This is a genomic window from Streptomyces sp. NPDC002788, from assembly GCF_053592115.1.
In genome coordinates this window covers 226,915-244,071 of sequence record NZ_JBSFVB010000014.1, presented here as the reverse complement: position 1 = coordinate 244,071, position 17,157 = coordinate 226,915, and the positions used below count along the sequence as shown (strand labels likewise).

Annotated in this window: 12 protein-coding genes; 10 read left to right on the top strand and 2 right to left on the bottom strand. The window is 70.2% G+C overall.

Annotated features, from left to right (window positions below; genetic code table 11):
• Positions 1–16 precede the first annotated feature (16 nt).
• From ACWD1U_RS26005 to ACWD1U_RS25965, 9 genes are all read left to right on the top strand, one after another.
• Positions 17–1,105 carry a quaternary amine ABC transporter ATP-binding protein gene (locus ACWD1U_RS26005; protein ID WP_451110956.1) on the top strand — a complete coding sequence of 363 codons (1,089 nt, stop codon included), beginning with the start codon at positions 17–19 and terminating at the stop codon, positions 1,103–1,105.
• A 473-nt stretch (positions 1,106–1,578) separates the two neighbouring features.
• Positions 1,579–3,105, top strand: coding sequence for an ABC transporter permease (locus tag ACWD1U_RS26000; protein WP_451110998.1), 1,527 nt, complete (start codon positions 1,579–1,581; stop codon positions 3,103–3,105).
• Between the two features lie 13 nt (positions 3,106–3,118).
• Positions 3,119–4,081, top strand: a complete 963-nt coding sequence (locus tag ACWD1U_RS25995; RefSeq protein ID WP_451110954.1) for an ABC transporter substrate-binding protein — start codon at positions 3,119–3,121, stop codon at positions 4,079–4,081.
• Between the two features lie 227 nt (positions 4,082–4,308).
• Positions 4,309–6,747, top strand: a complete 2,439-nt coding sequence (locus ACWD1U_RS25990; protein WP_451110953.1) for a GcvT family protein — start codon at positions 4,309–4,311, stop codon at positions 6,745–6,747.
• A gap of 22 nt (positions 6,748–6,769) precedes the next feature.
• Positions 6,770–7,630, top strand: a complete 861-nt coding sequence (locus ACWD1U_RS25985) for a bifunctional methylenetetrahydrofolate dehydrogenase/methenyltetrahydrofolate cyclohydrolase (protein ID WP_451110951.1) — start codon at positions 6,770–6,772, stop codon at positions 7,628–7,630.
• Complete coding sequence (glyA, locus tag ACWD1U_RS25980) at positions 7,627–8,910, top strand: serine hydroxymethyltransferase (protein ID WP_451110949.1); 1,284 nt, start codon at positions 7,627–7,629, stop codon at positions 8,908–8,910. Before ACWD1U_RS25985 ends, glyA begins: the two co-directional genes overlap by 4 nt.
• Positions 8,907–10,139 (top strand): sarcosine oxidase subunit beta family protein, encoded by a 1,233-nt coding sequence (locus ACWD1U_RS25975; RefSeq protein WP_184907377.1) that lies wholly within the window; start codon positions 8,907–8,909, stop codon positions 10,137–10,139. Before glyA ends, ACWD1U_RS25975 begins: the two co-directional genes overlap by 4 nt.
• Before the next feature lie 20 nt (positions 10,140–10,159).
• A complete protein-coding gene (locus ACWD1U_RS25970; RefSeq protein ID WP_451110948.1) occupies positions 10,160–13,399 on the top strand; it encodes a sarcosine oxidase subunit alpha family protein in 3,240 nt (1,079 codons plus the stop codon).
• On the top strand, positions 13,392–13,997 hold the full coding sequence (locus ACWD1U_RS25965; protein WP_451110947.1) for a sarcosine oxidase subunit gamma: 606 nt from the start codon (positions 13,392–13,394) through the stop codon (positions 13,995–13,997). Before ACWD1U_RS25970 ends, ACWD1U_RS25965 begins: the two co-directional genes overlap by 8 nt.
• 108 nt (positions 13,998–14,105) lie before the next feature.
• Here the strand turns inward: ACWD1U_RS25965 and ACWD1U_RS25960 are convergent, their stop codons facing one another.
• On the bottom strand, positions 14,106–14,897 hold the full coding sequence (locus ACWD1U_RS25960) for an IclR family transcriptional regulator (protein WP_451110946.1): 792 nt from the start codon (positions 14,895–14,897) through the stop codon (positions 14,106–14,108).
• Positions 14,898–14,950: 53 nt separating this feature from the next.
• Positions 14,951–15,823 carry a formyltetrahydrofolate deformylase gene (gene purU, locus ACWD1U_RS25955; protein WP_451110945.1) on the bottom strand — a complete coding sequence of 291 codons (873 nt, stop codon included), beginning with the start codon at positions 15,821–15,823 and terminating at the stop codon, positions 14,951–14,953.
• 191 nt (positions 15,824–16,014) lie between these two features.
• On the opposite strand from purU, the gene ACWD1U_RS25950 reads away from it, so the two are divergent.
• Positions 16,015–17,157 (top strand): aromatic ring-hydroxylating oxygenase subunit alpha, encoded by a 1,143-nt coding sequence (locus ACWD1U_RS25950; RefSeq protein WP_451110943.1) that lies wholly within the window; start codon positions 16,015–16,017, stop codon positions 17,155–17,157.

Here is a 17,157-nt window from a genome sequence, read left to right as displayed (position 1 = left end):
CGAAAAGAGGTCGAACATGACCCAAGCAACGACCGAGGTGCCGCAGCGGCGCGGCACGCCCCAAAACTCGGCACCCGAGCCGGTCATCTCCGTACGCGAGCTGTGGAAGGTGTTCGGGCCGAAGGCGGACCAGGTTCCGGGCTCGGAGGAACTGCGCGGGCTCACCCGCCGCGAACTGATGGACCGCACCGGATGCACCGCCGCCGTGCGCGACGTGGACTTCGAGGTCGCGCCCGGCGAGGTGTTCGTCGTCATGGGCCTGTCCGGCTCCGGCAAGTCCACCCTGGTGCGCTGTCTGACCCGGCTCATCGAACCCACCGCCGGAGAGATCCTCTTCGAGGGCGAGAACATCCGCGACGCGGACGCGGGCCGCCTGCGCGAACTGCGCCGCAACAAGTTCTCCATGGTCTTCCAGCACTTCGGGCTGCTGCCGCACCGCCGGGTCGTCGAGAACGTGGCGTTCGGGCTGGAGATCCGCGGCATGAGCCGGGCCGAGCGCACGAGACGGGCACTGGAGGTCGTCGAACTCGTCGGGCTCTCCGGGTACGAGAGCTCCTACCCCGACCAGCTCTCCGGCGGTATGCAGCAACGCGTGGGTCTCGCCCGCGCGCTGGCCGGCGACCCGGACGTGCTCCTCTTCGACGAGCCGTTCTCCGCGCTCGACCCGCTGATCCGCCGTGACATGCAGAACGAGGTCGTCCGGCTGCACCACGAGGTCGGCAAGACGATGGTGTTCATCACCCATGATCTGTCCGAGGCGCTGCGGCTGGGCGATCGCATCCTCATCATGCGCGACGGCAGGATGGTCCAGTGCGGCACCGGCGACGAACTGGTCGGGGCCCCCGCCGACGACTACGTACGCGACTTCGTCAGGGACGTGCCCCGCGGTGACGTACTGACCCTGCGGTGGATCATGCGCCCGGCGGCGCCCGACGACCCCCTGGACGGTCCCGAGCTCGGCCCGGACGTCGTGGTGAAGGAGGCCACCCGGGCGGTGCTCGCGGCCGAGAAGCCGGTCAAGGTCGTCGAGAACGGCGAGCTGCTCGGCATCGTCGGCGACGAGGAGATCCTCGCGGTGGTCGCGGGGCAGGAAGGCGACGCGTGATGACCGTCGCGATCGAGAAGCCGGAGAAGACCGGCACCGTGGAGCCGCCCGCTCCCGCCCGGCGCGTGCGCACGGTCAACCGCGCCGTGGTGGTGGCCGGGATCCTGCTCGTCTGGCTGGCGCTCTTCGCCGTGCTGCGCGGCAAGCAGACCCTGGACCTCGCGGCGGCCGACCTGACCGATCTGCACCGGTGGTTCAACGACGTCAACGACTCGATCGGCGCCAACCGCAACTCCAACCCGCTCTTCCTCTACTTCTTCAACGAGATCCGCCTGGTCATCGACACCCTGGTGACCTTCGTGCAGGAGCTGATCTCGCAGCCGACCGCGGGCCGTCCGGTGCCGCAGATCGGCTGGCTCGGTGTCGTCGGCGTCGTCGGCTACGTCTCCTGGGCCGTGGGCAACTGGCGGGTCGCGCTGCTGGCCGTGGCCGGCTTCACCTTCCTCGGCCTGCAAGGGCTCTGGCAGGAGAGCATGGACACCCTGGCGCTGACCCTCTCCGCGGTCTTCGTGGCGCTGCTGTTCGCCATCCCCCTGGGCGTGTGGGCCGGGTTGTCGGACCGGGTCAACCGGATCGTGACGCCGTTCCTGGACTTCATGCAGACGATGCCGACCTTCGTCTACCTGGCGCCGCTGACCCTGTTCTTCCTGATCGGACCCGCCTCCGCCACGATCGCCACCACCATCTACGCGGCACCACCGGCGATCCGCATCACCGCGCACGCCATCCGCTCCGTACCGGAGACCACCGTCGAGGCGGCCAACTCGATGGGCGCGACACGGCGTCAGGCCCTGCTCAAGGTCCTGCTGCCGATGTCCAAGCGGACCGTGGTGATGGGCGTCAACCAGACCATCATGGCCGCCCTGGCCATGGTGACCATCGCGGCCCTGATCAACGCCCCCGGCCTCGGCGCGACCGTCATCCAGGCCCTGCAGTCGCTGGACGTCGGCACGGCCTTCAACGCCGGTCTGGCCATCGTCGTCATGGCCATCGTGCTGGACCGGGTCACCACCGCGGCGAGTGGACGGGCGGAGACGGCCCGAGGCTCACACAGTCCCTTCCACAAGTGGCGGCGGCAACTGCTCGCGGCAGGCGCGGTAATGGCGACGGTGCTGGTGTATTTGTCGCACACGTACGTGTGGGCGGCCCAGTTCCCCGGCGCGGGCGGCATCGGCAGCGGCATCGCCAGGACGGCGGACGATGTGACCACCTGGGCACAGGACAACCTGTCGGGCCTGACCAACGCCTTCCGTGACGCCCTCACCAACGGTCTGCTCAATCCGTTCCAGACCCTGCTGACCGACTCCCCGTGGTGGCTCGTCGGCGCCGCCCTCGTCGCGGTCGCCGCGGTGCTCGGCGGCCGGCGCGCCGGGGCCACCACCGTCGTGTGCGTGGGCCTGCTGGTCGGTACCGGTGTCTGGTCGGACGCCATGACGACGCTGGCGTCCACCGCGGTGGCGACGGTGCTGGTGATGCTGCTCGGCGTCGCCCTCGGCGTGTGGATGGGGCGCAGCGCGCTCGTGGACCGGCTGCTGCGGCCCTCCCTCGACGCGGCCCAGGTCATGCCGCCGTTCGTCTATCTCGTGCCGTTCCTCGCGCTGTTCGGCGCGACACGGTTCACGGCCATCGTCGCCGCCGTCGTCTACGCGGCGCCGGTCGCCATCAAGATCATCGCCGACGGGGTGCGGGCCGTGCCCGAGACCACCGTCGAGGCGGCGACGTCCACCGGGTGCAACACCTGGCAGATCATCACCAAGGTCCAACTGCCCATGTCGCGGGGCGCCCTGACCCTCGCGACCAACCAGGGCCTGATCTACGTGCTGTCCATGGTCGTCGTGGGCGGCCTGGTGGGCGCGGGTGCCCTCGGCTACGACGTCGTGGCCGGGTTCTCGCAGGGACAGCTGTACGGCAAGGGACTCGCGGCCGGGCTGGCCATCGTCCTGCTCGGAGTCATGTTCGACCGGATCACTCAGGCAGCGGCTCGCCGCGCCGGCGCATAAGGAGCACCACACCATGGCACGACACTTCAGAGCCGGCGCGGCCGGCCTGGCCGTCCTCGGCCTCACCCTCACGGCCTGCGGCGGCGCGAAGGTCGGTGACGACACCGCCGCCGGCTCGGGCAGCTCGGGCAAGTGCGGCACCTTCAACCTCGCGATCAACCCCTGGGTGGGCTACGAGGCGAACGCGGCGGTCCTCGCCTACGTCGCCGAGCACGACCTCGGCTGCAAGGTCGAGCAGAAGGACCTGAAGGAGGAGATCGCCTGGCAGGGCTTCGGGACGGGCGAGGTCGACGCCGTCGTCGAGAACTGGGGTCACGACGACCTGAAGAAGAAGTACATCACCCAGCAGAAGACTGCCGTCGACGCGGGCCCGACCGGCAACGAGGGCCTCATCGGCTGGTACGTGCCGCCGTGGCTGGCCAAGGCGCACCCGGACATCCTGGACTGGAAGAACCTGAACAAGTACGCGTCGAAGTTCAAGACCTCGGAGTCGGGCGGAAAGGGACAGCTCCTCGACGGCGACCCCTCGTACGTCACCAACGACGAGGCCCTGGTGAAGAACCTCAAGCTGGACTTCAAGGTGGTGTACGCGGGCAGTGAGACCGCGCTCATCCAGGCGTACCGCAACGCCGAGAAGAACAAGGAATGGGTGATCGGCTACTTCTACGAGCCGCAGTGGTTCCTGTCCGAGGTGCCGTTGAAGAAGGTCAGCCTGCCCGCGTACAAGGCGGGCTGTGACGCCGACGCCGAGAAGGTCGCCTGCGACTACCCGGTGTACAAGCTCGACAAGATCGTCAGCGCCAAGTTCGCCAAGTCGGGCAGCCCGGCCTATGACCTGGTGAAGAACTTCACCTGGACGAACGACGACCAGAACACCGTGGCCAAGTACATCGCGGTGGACAAGATGGCGCCCGAGGCCGCGGCGAAGAAGTGGGTCGAGGCCAACCGCGACAAGGTCGACGCCTGGATCAAGTAGGGCGTACGACCGCCCTGGTGAACCCCGCCGGAAGGGCCCGGCAGGCTGTGTCCTCAGCCTGCCGGGCCTCGTCGTTCTCCGGTGGTTCCTGCCTGGAGTTTCCGGGGGTTTTTCCGGCGTCGCGGACCCCTTGACACGCCTGTCCACGGCGGGCACATTGAGTTGCGCAACCTGAACCCTGTTGCGCACACAGCAACTGGATCGCTTTCAACGTCGGAGGTGCGGCGATGACGGGACCCCGGGTGGTCATCATCGGAGCGGGCGTCGTGGGAGCAGCGCTCGCCGATGAGATCTCCGCGCGAGGCTGGACCCAAGTGACCGTGGTCGACCAGGGCCCGCTGCCCGCCACCGGGGGATCGTCGTCGCACGCCCCGGGCCTGGTCTTCCAGACCAACCCCTCCAAGACCATGACCGAGATGGCCCGTTACACCGTCGAGAAGTTCTGCTCGCTCGACGTGGACGGTCAGCCCTGCTTCCTGCAGGTCGGCGGCCTGGAGGTGGCGACCAGCCCGGAGCGCGTCACGGAACTGCAGCGGCGTCACGGCTGGCTCGCCTCCTGGGGCATCGAGTCCCGGCTGCTGACCACCGAGGAGTGCGTCGAACAGCACCCGCTCGTCAACCCGGACAAGGTCCTCGCCGGCCTCCTCGTGCCCACGGACGGCCTCGCGAAGGCGGTCCTCGCCGTCGAGGCGCAGATCCGCCGGGCCACCGAGCGCGGTGTGCGCTTCCTCGCCCGTCACGAAGTCCTCGACGTGACAAGGGCCGACGGCGAGGTGACCGGTGTCCTCACCGACCAGGGCGAGATCCCCGCCGACATCGTCGTGTGCTGCGCCGGCATCTGGGGCCCGAAGATCGCCCGCATGGTCGGCATGAACCTCCCGCTCACGCCGCTCGCCCACCAACTCGCCTGGACGGGCCCGGTACCGGCCCTGGCGGGCCAGACGCAGGAGGCGGTCCGCCCGATCCTGCGCCACCAGGACGCCGACCTCTACTACCGCGACCGCTTCGACGGCCTGGGCATCGGCTACTACGGCCACCGCCCGATGCCGATCTCGGCCGACGACATCGTCTCCGTGGACGAGGCCGACGAGATGCCGTCCGTCCTGAAGTTCACCGAGGAGGACTTCGAGGAGGCCTGGAGCGAGACCCGGTCGCTGCTCCCCGCGACCAAGGACGCCAAGGTCGAAGAGGGCATCAACGGCCTGTTCTCCTTCACCACCGACGGCCTGCCGCTGCTCGGCGAATCCCCGGACGTCAAGGGCTTCTGGGTCGCCGAGGCCGTCTGGGTCACCCACTCCGCGGGCGTCGGACGGGCCATGGCCGAATGGCTGGTCGACGGCTACTGCTCCACGTTCGACCTCCACGAGTGCGACGTCAACCGCTTCGAGCCGCACCAGCTCTCGCCGGAATACGTGCTGGCCCGCGACTGCCAGAACTTCGTCGAGGTCTACGACATCCTCCACCCCCTCCAGCCGTCGGGAGACCCTCGCCCGATCCGCACGAGCCCGTTCCACGCCCGCCAGCAGGAGCTGGGCGCCTTCTTCCTCGAGGCGAACGGCTGGGAGCGCCCCCAGTGGTACGAGGCCAACGCGGGCCTGGTCGAAGGCCGTTCCATCGTCACCCCCAACGACTGGGCCGCGCGGTACTGGTCGCCCATCGTCGCAGCCGAGGCCCAGACCACCCGCGAGACCGTCGCGATGTACGACATGACGGCCCTCAAGCGGCTCGAGGTCAGCGGGCGCGGTGCCGGCGAGTTCCTGGAGCGGCTGTGCACCGGCAAGGTCGCCAAGTCCGTCGGCTCGGTGACGTACACGCTGCTGCTCGACCACGACGGCGGCATCCGCAGCGACATCACCGTCGCCCGGCTGGCTCCCGACCTCTTCCAGGTCGGCGCCAACGGCAACCTGGACCTCGACTGGTTCACCCGTCACCTCCCCGCCGACGGCACGGTCCAGGTCCGCGACATCACCCCCGGCACCTGCTGCATCGGCCTGTGGGGCCCCCGCGCCCGCAATGTCCTCCAGCCGCTCACCGACGCCGACTTCTCGGCGACCGGACTGAAGTACTTCCGGGCCAAGCGCGCCCACATCGGCTCCGTCCCCGTCACCGCGATGCGCCTCAGCTACGTCGGTGAGCTCGGCTGGGAGCTGTACACCACCGCCGACCTGGGTCAGAAACTGTGGGACACCCTCTGGCAGGCGGCCGAGCCGCTCGGCGGCATCGCGGCCGGGCGAGGCGCCTTCAACAGCCTCCGCCTGGAGAAGGGCTACCGCTCCTTCGGCACGGACATGACGTACGAGCACGACCCCTACGAGGCCGGCGTCGGATTCGCCGTCAAGCTCGACAAGGACGACTTCATCGGCAAGGCGGCGCTGGAGCGACGCAAGGCGGATGTGCGGCGCAAGCTCACCTGCCTCACGATCGACGACCCGAAGGCGGTCGTCATGGGCAAGGAGCCGGTGTACGACGGTGACTGTGCGGTCGGGTACGTCACGAGTGCCGCGTACGGCTACACGATCGGCAAGGGGATCGCCTACGCCTGGCTGCCCACGGAACTCACCACCCCCGGCACGACTGTGCACATCGGCTACTTCGACCAGTCCGTCGAAGCCGTGGTCGCCGAGGAGCCCCTGTTCGACCCGACCATGTCCCGCCTCCGTGGCTGACCGCAGGGAAGGAACACCGCCGGTGACCGCACAACTGCTCGACGGCAAGGCCACTGCCGCCGCCATCCGCCACGAACTCGCCGAGCGCGTGGCCAAGTTGACCGCCACCACGGGCCGTGCACCGGGCCTGGGCACCGTCCTGGTCGGCGACGACCCCGGCAGCCACGCCTACGTCGGCGGCAAGCACCGCGACTGCGCCCAGGTGGGCATCGCCTCCATCCGCCGGGAGCTGCCCGCCGACGCCTCGCAGCAGCAGGTCGAGGAGACGATCGCCGAACTCAACGCCGACCCCGCCTGCACCGGCTACATCGTTCAGCTCCCGCTGCCGCGCCACCTCGACGCCAACGCCGTGCTGGAACGCATGGACCCGGCCAAGGACGCCGACGGACTGCACCCCGTCAACCTCGGCCGGCTCGTCCTCGGCGTCGAGGCCCCGCTGCCGTGCACCCCGCGCGGCATCGTCGAACTGCTCCGCCGCCACGACGTGCCCCTCGCCGGAGCGCGGGTGTGCGTGATCGGCCGGGGCATCACCGTCGGACGGCCCATCGGACTCCTCCTCACCCGCAGGTCCGAGAACGCCACCGTCACTCTCTGCCACACCGGCACCAAGGGCCTGGCCTGGCACGTACGCGAGGCGGACATCGTCGTCGCGGCCGCCGGCTCGCCCGGACTGATCACCAAGGACATGCTGCGCCCCGGCGCGGCCGTCCTCGATGTCGGTATCACCCGCACCGAGCAGGGGCTCGTCGGTGACATCCACCCGGAGGCCGCCCAGGTCGCCGGATGGCTGGCGCCGATGCCCGGGGGCGTGGGCCCCATGACCCGGGCCATGCTGCTCGCCAATGTCGTCGAGGCCGCCGAGAGGAACGCGAACACCGTATGAACGCGCTGAACACCCCCCTGGCGGAGCTGGACCCCGAGGTCCACGCCGCGCTCCGCGCCGAACTGCACCGCCAGCAGTCCACCCTGGAGATGATCGCCTCCGAGAACTTCGCGCCCTCCGCCGTGATGGAGGCCCAGGGCTCGGTCGCGACCAACAAGTACGCCGAGGGCTACCCGGGCCGCCGCTACTACGGCGGCTGCGAACACGTCGACGTCACCGAGCGGCTGGCCATCGAGCGGATCAAGTCCCTCTTCGGCGCGGGCTTCGCCAACGTCCAGCCGCACTCGGGCGCCCAGGCGAACACCGCCGTCTTCTTCGCCCTGCTCCAGCCCGGCGACACCGTCCTCGGCCTCGACCTCGCGCACGGCGGGCACCTCACCCACGGCATGCGCATCAACTACAGCGGCAAGATGCTCAGCGTCGTGCCGTACCACGTGTCCGAGGCGGACAACCTCATCGACATGGACGAGGTCGAGCGGCTCGCCAAGGAACACCGCCCCAAGATGATCATCGCGGGCTGGTCGGCGTACCCGAGGCAGCTGGACTTCGCGGCCTTCCGGCGGATCGCCGACGAGGTGGGCGCCCTGCTCATGGTCGACATGGCGCACTTCGCGGGACTGGTGGCGGCGGGCCTGCACCCCAACCCCGTACCGCACGCCCACGTCACGACCACCACGACCCACAAGACGCTCGGCGGCCCGCGCGGCGGCGTCATCCTCACCAACGAGGCCGACCTCGCCAAGAAGATCAACTCTGCGGTCTTCCCCGGCATGCAGGGCGGCCCCCTGGAGCACGTCATCGCCGCGAAGGCGGTGTCGTTCAAGGTCGCGGCGTCACCGGAGTTCGCCGAACGCCAGGCCCGCACGCTCGCCGGCTCCCGCATCCTCGCCGAACGCCTCACCCGGCCCGACGCGGCGGCGGCCGGGGTGAAGGTCCTGACCGGAGGCACCGACGTCCACCTGGTCCTGGTCGACCTGCGCGACTCGGAGCTCGACGGCCGGCAGGCCGAGGACCTGCTCCACGAGGTCGGCATCACCGTCAACCGCAACGCCGTGCCCTTCGACCCGCGCCCGCCCATGGTCACCTCGGGCCTGCGCATCGGCACCCCGGCCCTGGCCACCCGCGGCTTCACCGAGGCGGACTTCGCCGAGGTCGCGGACGTGATCGCGCTCGCCCTCCAGCCGGAGCCCGACGTACCCGCCCTGCGCGCCCGCACGGACGCCCTGGCCGCCAAGCACCCGCTCTACCCGCACCTGTCCGAAGACGGAGACGCCCGATGAGCCCCCGCACCCCAGGCGCCGAGCTCCCCGAACACCCCGACTGGCTGTGGCGCAACCCCGAGCCGAAGCGCTCGTACGACGTCGTCATCGTGGGCGGTGGCGGCCACGGTCTGGCCACCGCCCACTACCTGGCGAAGAACCACGGCATCACGAATGTCGCGGTACTGGAGAAGGGCTGGCTGGCGGGCGGCAACATGGCCCGCAACACCACGATCATCCGCTCCAACTACCTGTGGGACGAGAGCGCCGGCATCTACGAGCACGCGCTCAAGCTGTGGGAGGGACTGGCGGACGAACTCGACTACCCGATCCTCTTCTCCCAGCGCGGTGTGCTGAACCTCGCCCACAGCCTCCAGGACGTCCGCGACAGCGTGCGCCGCGTCGAGGCCAACCGCCTCAACGGCGTGGACGCCGAGTGGCTCGACGCGGACGGCGTCAAGGACGTCTGCCCGATCGTCAACATCTCCCCGGACGTGCGCTATCCGGTCCTCGGCGCGACCTACCAGCCGCGCGCGGGCATCGCCAAGCACGACCACGTGGCATGGGGCCTGGCCCGCTCCGCCGACGCCGCCGGGATCGACATCATCCAGAACTGCGAGGTCACCGGCCTCGACGTCGTAGGCAACCGGGTGGTGGGAGTCCGGACCACCCGCGGCCCGATCGCGGCGGGCAAGGTCGCGCTCTGCTCGGCGGGCCACACCTCGGTCCTCGCGGCCATGGCCGGCGTCGAACTCCCCGTCCAGAGCCACCCCTTGCAGGCCCTGGTGTCGGAGCTGCTGGAGCCGGTGCACCCGACGGTCGTCATGTCCAACGCGGTCCACGTGTACGTCAGCCAGGCCCACAAGGGCGAGCTGGTGATGGGCGCGGGCATCGACGCGTACAACTCCTACACCCAGCGCGGCGCCTTCCACATCATCGAAGAGCAGATGTCGGCGGCCCTGGAGCTCTTCCCGGTCTTCGCCCGCGCCCACGTCCTGCGCACCTGGGGCGGCATCGTCGACGTCAGCCCCGACGCCTCACCGATCATCGGCCTCAGCCCGGTCGACAACCTCTACCTCAACTGCGGCTGGGGAACCGGCGGCTTCAAGGCCACTCCGGGCGTGGGCTGGGTCTACGCCCACACCATCGCCCACGACACACCGCATCCGCTGAACGCCCCCTTCTCGCTCGACCGTTTCACCACCGGCGCGCTCGTCGACGAGCACGGCGCGGCCGCGGTCGCCCACTAGGACCATCAGGGAGCCGACCCATGCTGCTGATCCCCTGCCCGTGGTGCGGGCCCCGCGACGAGGCCGAGTTCCACTACGGCGGCCAGGCCCACGTGCCGTACCCGCAGGACCCCTCCTCCCTCACCGACGAGGAGTGGGCCCGCTACCTCTTCTTCCGCGACAACCCGAGGGGCCCCTTCGCCGAGCGCTGGAGCCATGCGGCGGGCTGCCGCCGCTGGTTCAACGCGGTGCGGGACACGTCGACGAACGAGATCCTCACGGTGTACCGGGCGGGGGAGGAGCGCCCTGCCACCTTCGAGTCCCGTTCGGTGCATCCAGCCCGTCCGGCGCTTGAGGACGAGGCCGTTGAGGCCGAAGGGGGGCCTGGGGGCGCAGCCCCCAGCGGGGTAGAAGGGGCAGAGCCCCTTCAGGACGGGAAGGGTAGGGGCGGCGGGGGCGAAACAACCCAGCCGTTCCGCCACCCCACCCGCGGCCGAATCCACCGCGACACTCCCCTCACCTTCACTTTCGACGGCACCGAACACCAGGGCTACAAGGGCGACACCCTCGCCTCCGCCCTCCTCGCCAACGGCGTCGTCCAGACCGGCACCAGCATCAAGCTGGGCCGCCCACGGGGCATCTTCTCGGCCGGCGTCGAGGAACCCAACGCGGTCGTCCAGATCGAGGCCCCGTTCCCCGAGCCCATGCTCCCGGCCACCACCGTCGAGCTCTACGACGGCCTCGTCGCGACCAGCCTCCCCGGCCAGGGCCGCCTCGCCACCGAACCGGACCCGGCCCGCTACGACGCCGTACACACCCACTGCGACCTGCTGGTGGTCGGCGCGGGCCCGGCCGGCCTCGCCGCAGCGGCAGCCGCCGCCCGCTCAGGTGCCCGCGTCATCCTCGCCGACGACCAGCCGGAAACCGGCGGCAGCCTCCTCGGCACAGGCGAACACCTCGACTGGGTGACCGAGACGACCTCCCGGCTCGACGCCGCCCCCGACGTCCATGTCCTGCGCCGCACCACCGTCTTCGGCTACTACGACGACAACCACCTCCTCGCAGTGGAGCGCCGCACCAACCACCTCGGCGCCCAAGCCCCCGAGAACGTCTCCCGCGAACGCGTCTGGCGCATCCGCGCCCGCCGCGTCGTCCTCGCCACCGGCGCGCACGAACGCTCGCTGGCCTTCGCGGACAACGACCGCCCCGGTGTGATGCTGGCCGCCTCGGCCCGCGCCTACGCCAACCGCCACGGCGTCCTGCCCGGCCGCCACGCGGTCGTCTTCACCACCAACGACAGCGCCTACGCGGCGGCCCTGGACCTGGCGGCGGCGGGCGTGGCCATCGAGGCCGTCGTCGACACCCGTCCCGAGCCGGGGGAGTGGGCGACGCGCGCCCGGCAGGCAGGCATCGAGGTGCTGACGGGACACGCCGTCACCGCCACGGAAGGCGCCCCCCGGCTCACCTCCGTGACCGTCGCCCCGTACGGAGAGTCCACGGGGCAGCGGGAGTTCGCCGCCGACCTGCTCCTGGTCTCCGGCGGCTGGAACCCGGTGGCGCACCTGTTCAGCCAGGCGGGAGGCAAGCTCCGCTACGACGAGGAGCTCGGCACTTTCGTCCCCGACACCTGCCGCCAGGCGGTCGAGGTCGCGGGCGGCGCGGGCGGCGTCTTCGACCTGGCCCGGGTCCTCGCGCAGGGAGCGGCCGCCGGAGCCCGCGCACTCGAGGCCGAGGGCTACACCTGCGAAGCCCCGCGCCTGCCACAGGTGGCCACGCCGCCGCAGACGCCCCCCATGCGGGTCTTCACCGTCCCGGGCCGGGAAGGCGCCCCGCGCTTCGTCGACCTGCAACGCGACGTCACCGTCGACGACCTGGCCCGGGCGACCGGTGCCGGCATGCGCTCCGTCGAGCACACCAAGCGCTACACCACGGCCGGCACGGCGAACGACCAGGGCAAGACCTCCGGCGTCCTGGCCAGTGGCGTCGTCGCCGAACTGCTCGGCGTGGACATCTCCGCGCTCGGCACCACCACCTTCCGGCCGCCGTACACCCCGGTCTCCTTCGCTGCTCTCGCCGGCCGCGACCGCGGTGCCCTGCTCGACCCGATCCGCACCACCGCCCTGCACGAGTGGCATGTCGCGCACGGCGCCCTGTTCGAGAACGTCGGCCAGTGGAAGCGGCCCTGGTACTACCCGCGGGACGGCGAGGACATGGAGACGGCCGTCCTGCGCGAGTGCGCCGCCGCCCGCGACGGCGTCGCCTTCATGGACGCCTCCACCCTCGGCAAGATCGACGTCCAGGGCCCGGACGCCGGCGTCTTCCTCGACCTGCTCTACACCAACATGATGAGCACCCTGAAGGTCGGCATGATCCGCTACGGCGTGATGTGCCGCCCGGACGGAATGGTCTTCGACGACGGCACGGTGATCCGCCTCGACCAGGACCGCTACCTGGTCACCACCACGACGGGCAACGCCGCCGCCGTGCTGGACTGGATGGAGGAGTGGCTCCAGACGGAGTGGCCCGACTTGCGCGTCCACTGCACGTCGGTGACCGAGCAGTGGGCCACCGTCGCCCTGGTCGGCCCGCGCTCCCGCGAGGTCCTCGGCTCGCTCGCACCTCGACTCGCCGTCGCAGGCGAGGACTTCCCGTTCATGGCGTGGCGCGAGACGACCGTCGCCGGCACCGACGCGCGAGTGTGCCGGATCAGCTTCTCCGGTGAACTCGCCTACGAGATCAACGTGTCACCGTGGGAGGCCCTCGCCCTGTGGGAGGCGCTGTACGAGGCCGGCGCCCCGTACGGCATCACCCCCTACGGCACGGAGACCATGCACGTCCTGCGCGCGGAGAAGGGCTATCCGATCGTCGGCCAGGACACCGACGGCACCGTGACGCCGCAGGACCTCGGCATGAGCTGGGTGGTGTCGAAGAAGAAGCGGGACTTCATCGGCAAGCGGTCCCACGCCCGTGCCGACACCGCCCGTCCCGACCGCAAGCACCTGGTCGGGCTGCTTCCGGAGGACCCGGGCACGTTCCTCCCCGAAGGCACGCACCTGGTCGCCGGCAGTGTGCTGCCCGCGCCGCCCGTGCCGATGCTCGGCCACGTCACGTCCAGCTACCGCAGCGCGGCCCTCGGCCGGACCTTCGCCCTCGCGCTGGTCAAGGGCGGCCGGGACCGCATCGGTGAGCGACTCTATGCCCCCGTGGGCGACCGGCTGGTCCCGGTGACCGTCGCGAGCCCCGTCCTTTACGACCCCGAGGGAGCCCGCCGCGATGGCTGACACCGCCGTTACCACCCCGCTCCGCAGCCCCCTGTCGCATGCCGCCGACCGGCTCGCCGCCGCGACCCGCACCTCCGGGGGCGCGATCCGGCTGGCGGAACTGCCCTTCCTGTCCCAGATCAACGTGCGTCTCGACCCCAAGGGAGCGGCGGCGGACGCCGTGGGGCTGGCGCTGGGTCTCCAACTCCCCGTCGAACCCGGCACCGCGGTCCGCGCCGGGGAACTGACCGCGCTGTGGCTCGGTCCCGACGAGTGGCTCGTGGTGGGCCCGCCGGGCGGTCAACAGGGCCTGGAGAGCCGGATCCGCGAGGCCGCGGGCGACGAGCCCGTGTCCGTCATCGACGTCTCGGCACAGCGCACCACGCTCCTCGTCGCCGGTCCCCGGGCCCGCGACGTGCTGGCCCACGGCTGCTCGCTGGATCTTCACCCGCGGGTCTTCGGCCCCGGTCGCTGCGCCCAGACGAACCTGGGCCGCACCCAGGTCGTCCTGGTCGCCCGTGACGACCCCCGGGCCGGGTTCTGGGTGCTGGTCCGTTCGTCCTTCGCCGGCTATCTGACGGACTGGCTGCTGGACGCGGCTGTGGAGTGGACGGGCTGACGCGGGCAGCACGCAAGCGGCGGTCGGTGATCCGGACACCGGATCACCGACCGCCGCTTGTCGTGAGGGTTCTGTCCTGGTCAGCGACCGAGCCGGGCTGTGCGGGCCTCAGCCCGCACAGCCGAGACGGCGACTGAGCTCGCCCGCTGCCGAGACCAGCAGCGGCGCGAGTTCGTGCATGCGCTCCTCGGTCAGCCGGAAGGCCGGCCCCGACGCGCTGAGAGCGGCGACGACCTCACCGTCGTCCGAACGCACGGGAGCAGACAGGGCGTTGAGGCCCTCCTCGTATTCCTCCAGCGTGACGGCATAACCCTGCTCACGGGCTTTGGACAGGTCCGCCTCCAGCTTCTTCCTGGAGGTCACCGTGCGCGGTGTCAGACGGGGGAGGCCGGACTCCGCGAGGAGTTCGTCGCGGGCCTCGCGGTCGAGGTGGGCCAGGAGGACCTTGCCGCTCGACGTGCAGTGCAGCGGCGTCAGCCGTCCCACCCAGTTCTGCGCGGCGATGGCCGACGAGCCGCGTACCTGGTAGAGGTTGATCGCGTGGTGGGACTCGAGCACGGCGATGTTCAGCGTCTCGCCCACCTCGTCGACGAGACGCTCGCAGATCCCGCGCCCGTGTCTGGTGACGGCGATGCGGCCCGTCACGGCGCCGGCCAGGCGCACGACACCGAAGCCGAGACGGTACTTCCCACGTTCGCTCTCCTGCTCGACCATCCCATGCGCTTCCAGCGCGCCGAGCAGACGGAAGGCGGTGGACTTGTGGACGTCGATCGCCGCGGCCACTTCACTCACCCCCGCCTCGCCGTGCTGGGCGAGGATCTCCAGCACGGCGACAGCACGGTCAACGGATTGCACTCCGCCACTGGGAGCGCCTGCGGACTCAGCGCCGTAGTTGCTCATGGCGAAACCCTAGGTGAAACAGTCAACAGGTGGGAGGGGGGAGGCCGTTTTCCTCAGCGGAAGACGACCGTACGGTTGCCGTTGACCATGATGCGGCTCTGACTGTGCCATTCCACCGCCCGCGCCAGGACCTGCGCCTCGACGTCGCGCCCCAGGGCGACCATGCTGTCGGGCCCCTGTGAGTGGTTCACACGGATGACGTCCTGCTCGATGATGGGTCCCTCGTCGAGGTCCGGGGTGACGTAATGGGCCGTCGCCCCGACGAGCTTGACGCCCCGCTCGTGCGCCTGGACGTAGGGGCGGGCGCCCTTGAAGCTCGGCAGGAACGAGTGGTGGATGTTGATCGCCCGGCCCTCGAGCTGCTTGCACAGGTCGTTCGACAGGATCTGCATGTAGCGGGCGAGGACCACCAGGTCGATGTCCAGCTCGTCCACGAGCTCCAGCAGCCGCGCCTCCGCCTCGGGCTTCGTCTCCCGGGTCACGGGCACGTGGTGGAAGGGGATCCCGTAGCTCTCGGCGAGCGGCTCGAAGTCCCGGTGGTTGGAGACGATCGCCGGCACCTCGATGTTCAGCGCGCCGGTGCGCCACCGGAAGAGCAGGTCGTTCAGGCAGTGCCCGAACTTCGACACCATGATCAGCGTGCGCGTCGGCGTCGACGCCTCGTACAGCTGCCACGTGATCCGGTAGGCCTCCGCGACCTGGGCGAAGCCGGACTTCAGGCTTTCCAGCGACGTGCCCGGGTCCGAGACGTCGAAGTGCATCCGCATGAAGAAGCGGTCCTGCAACCGGTCGTCGAACTGCTGGCTCTCCTGGATGTTCCCGGAGTGCCGGACCAGGAAGCCGGTGACGGCGTGGACGAGGCCCGAGCGGTCGGGGCACGACAGGGTGAGGACGAACTCGCGGCCGGTTGTGGGTCCAAGTGACACGGAGCCCTCCCAGAGAAGTGCGCATTACGCAACAGTCTGACTGATACGCAACATGGTCCTGGCTGCGACGGTCTGGGGTCAAGGGCTTGACAGTGCTTCGGGTGAACTGCACCGTGAGTTGCGCAGCAAGAAGCCCGTTGCACATGAGGCAACCACTCGCCCGCCCGAGGCGCTTCACTCCGAGGTGAACCATGACTACGACCGGCCTGCCGGAGAGCCTGATCGCGACCCTCCCCGGTGACCACTACACGGACCCGGAGATCTTCCGCCTGGAGCAGGAACACATCTTCGAATCCATGTGGTTCTGCGCGGCACGCTCGTCGGAACTGGCGAAGCCGGGCGCCTTCCGTACCGTGGACGTCGGGCGGGAGAGCGTCCTGCTGACCCGGTCGCGGGACGGCTCCGTCCGGGCCTTCTTCAACGTGTGCCGGCACCGGGGCGCGAAGCTGTGCACGCAGGAGTCCGGAGAGGTGAAGCGGGCCTTCCAATGCCCGTACCACGCCTGGACGTACGACCTCAACGGCAAGCTCGTGGCGGCCCCGAACCTGACGAAGATGCCGGACATCGGCCGAACCGAATACGGCCTGGCGAGCGTGGCGGTACGCGAGTGGCTCGGCTATGTGTGGGTGTGCCTGGCCGAGAACCCGCCCTCGTTCGAGCAGTCGGTGATCGCGGACGTGGTCGCGCGCCTGGGCGACGTGGAGTCCATCGAGCGGTACGACGTCGAGAACCTGGAGGTCGGCCGGCGGATCGTCTACGACGTCAAGGCCAACTGGAAGCTGATCATCGAGAACTTCATGGAGTGCTACCACTGCGCGACCATCCACCCCGAGCTGACCGAGGTCCTCCCGGAGTTCGCCGACGGCTACGCGGCGCAGTACTACGTGGGTCACGGCGCCGAGTTCGGCTCGGACGTCCAGGGCTTCACCGTGGACGGCTCTCAGGGCCTGGACCGGATCCCCACGGTCTCCGAGGAACAGGACCGCCGGTACTACGCGATCACGGTGCGCCCGCAGGTGTTCATCAACCTGGTCCCCGACCACGTGATCTTCCACCGGATGTTCCCGGTGGCGGTCGACCGCACGATCGTGGAGTGCGACTGGCTGTACCTGAAGGGCGTGGTGGCAAGCGGCCGGGACGTCAGCCGGTCGGTCGAGCTGTTCGACCGCGTCAACCGGCAGGACTTCGACGCCTGTGAGCGCTGCCAGCCCGCGATGAGCTCCCGGCTGTACGCCAAGGGCGGCGTCCTGGTGCCCAGCGAGCACCACATCGGCGAGTTCCACGACTGGGTCCAGGACCGCCTCGGCACCCGCGCGAACCTCGCGGAGAGCTAG

Excerpts from the sequence above, each read along its gene's own strand:
- ACWD1U_RS26005 (WP_451110956.1), top strand. The coding sequence starts at position 17 with ATGACCCAAGCAACGACCGAGGTGCCGCAGCGGCGCGGCACGCCCCAA.
- ACWD1U_RS26000 (WP_451110998.1), top strand. The coding sequence starts at position 1,579 with ATGGACACCCTGGCGCTGACCCTCTCCGCGGTCTTCGTGGCGCTGCTG.
- ACWD1U_RS25995 (WP_451110954.1), top strand. The coding sequence starts at position 3,119 with ATGGCACGACACTTCAGAGCCGGCGCGGCCGGCCTGGCCGTCCTCGGC.
- ACWD1U_RS25990 (WP_451110953.1), top strand. The coding sequence starts at position 4,309 with ATGACGGGACCCCGGGTGGTCATCATCGGAGCGGGCGTCGTGGGAGCA.
- glyA (WP_451110949.1), top strand. The coding sequence starts at position 7,627 with ATGAACGCGCTGAACACCCCCCTGGCGGAGCTGGACCCCGAGGTCCAC.
- ACWD1U_RS25975 (WP_184907377.1), top strand. The coding sequence starts at position 8,907 with ATGAGCCCCCGCACCCCAGGCGCCGAGCTCCCCGAACACCCCGACTGG.
- ACWD1U_RS25970 (WP_451110948.1), top strand. The coding sequence starts at position 10,160 with ATGCTGCTGATCCCCTGCCCGTGGTGCGGGCCCCGCGACGAGGCCGAG.
- ACWD1U_RS25965 (WP_451110947.1), top strand. The coding sequence starts at position 13,392 with ATGGCTGACACCGCCGTTACCACCCCGCTCCGCAGCCCCCTGTCGCAT.
- ACWD1U_RS25960 (WP_451110946.1), bottom strand. The coding sequence starts at position 14,897 with ATGAGCAACTACGGCGCTGAGTCCGCAGGCGCTCCCAGTGGCGGAGTG.
- ACWD1U_RS25950 (WP_451110943.1), top strand. The coding sequence starts at position 16,015 with ATGACTACGACCGGCCTGCCGGAGAGCCTGATCGCGACCCTCCCCGGT.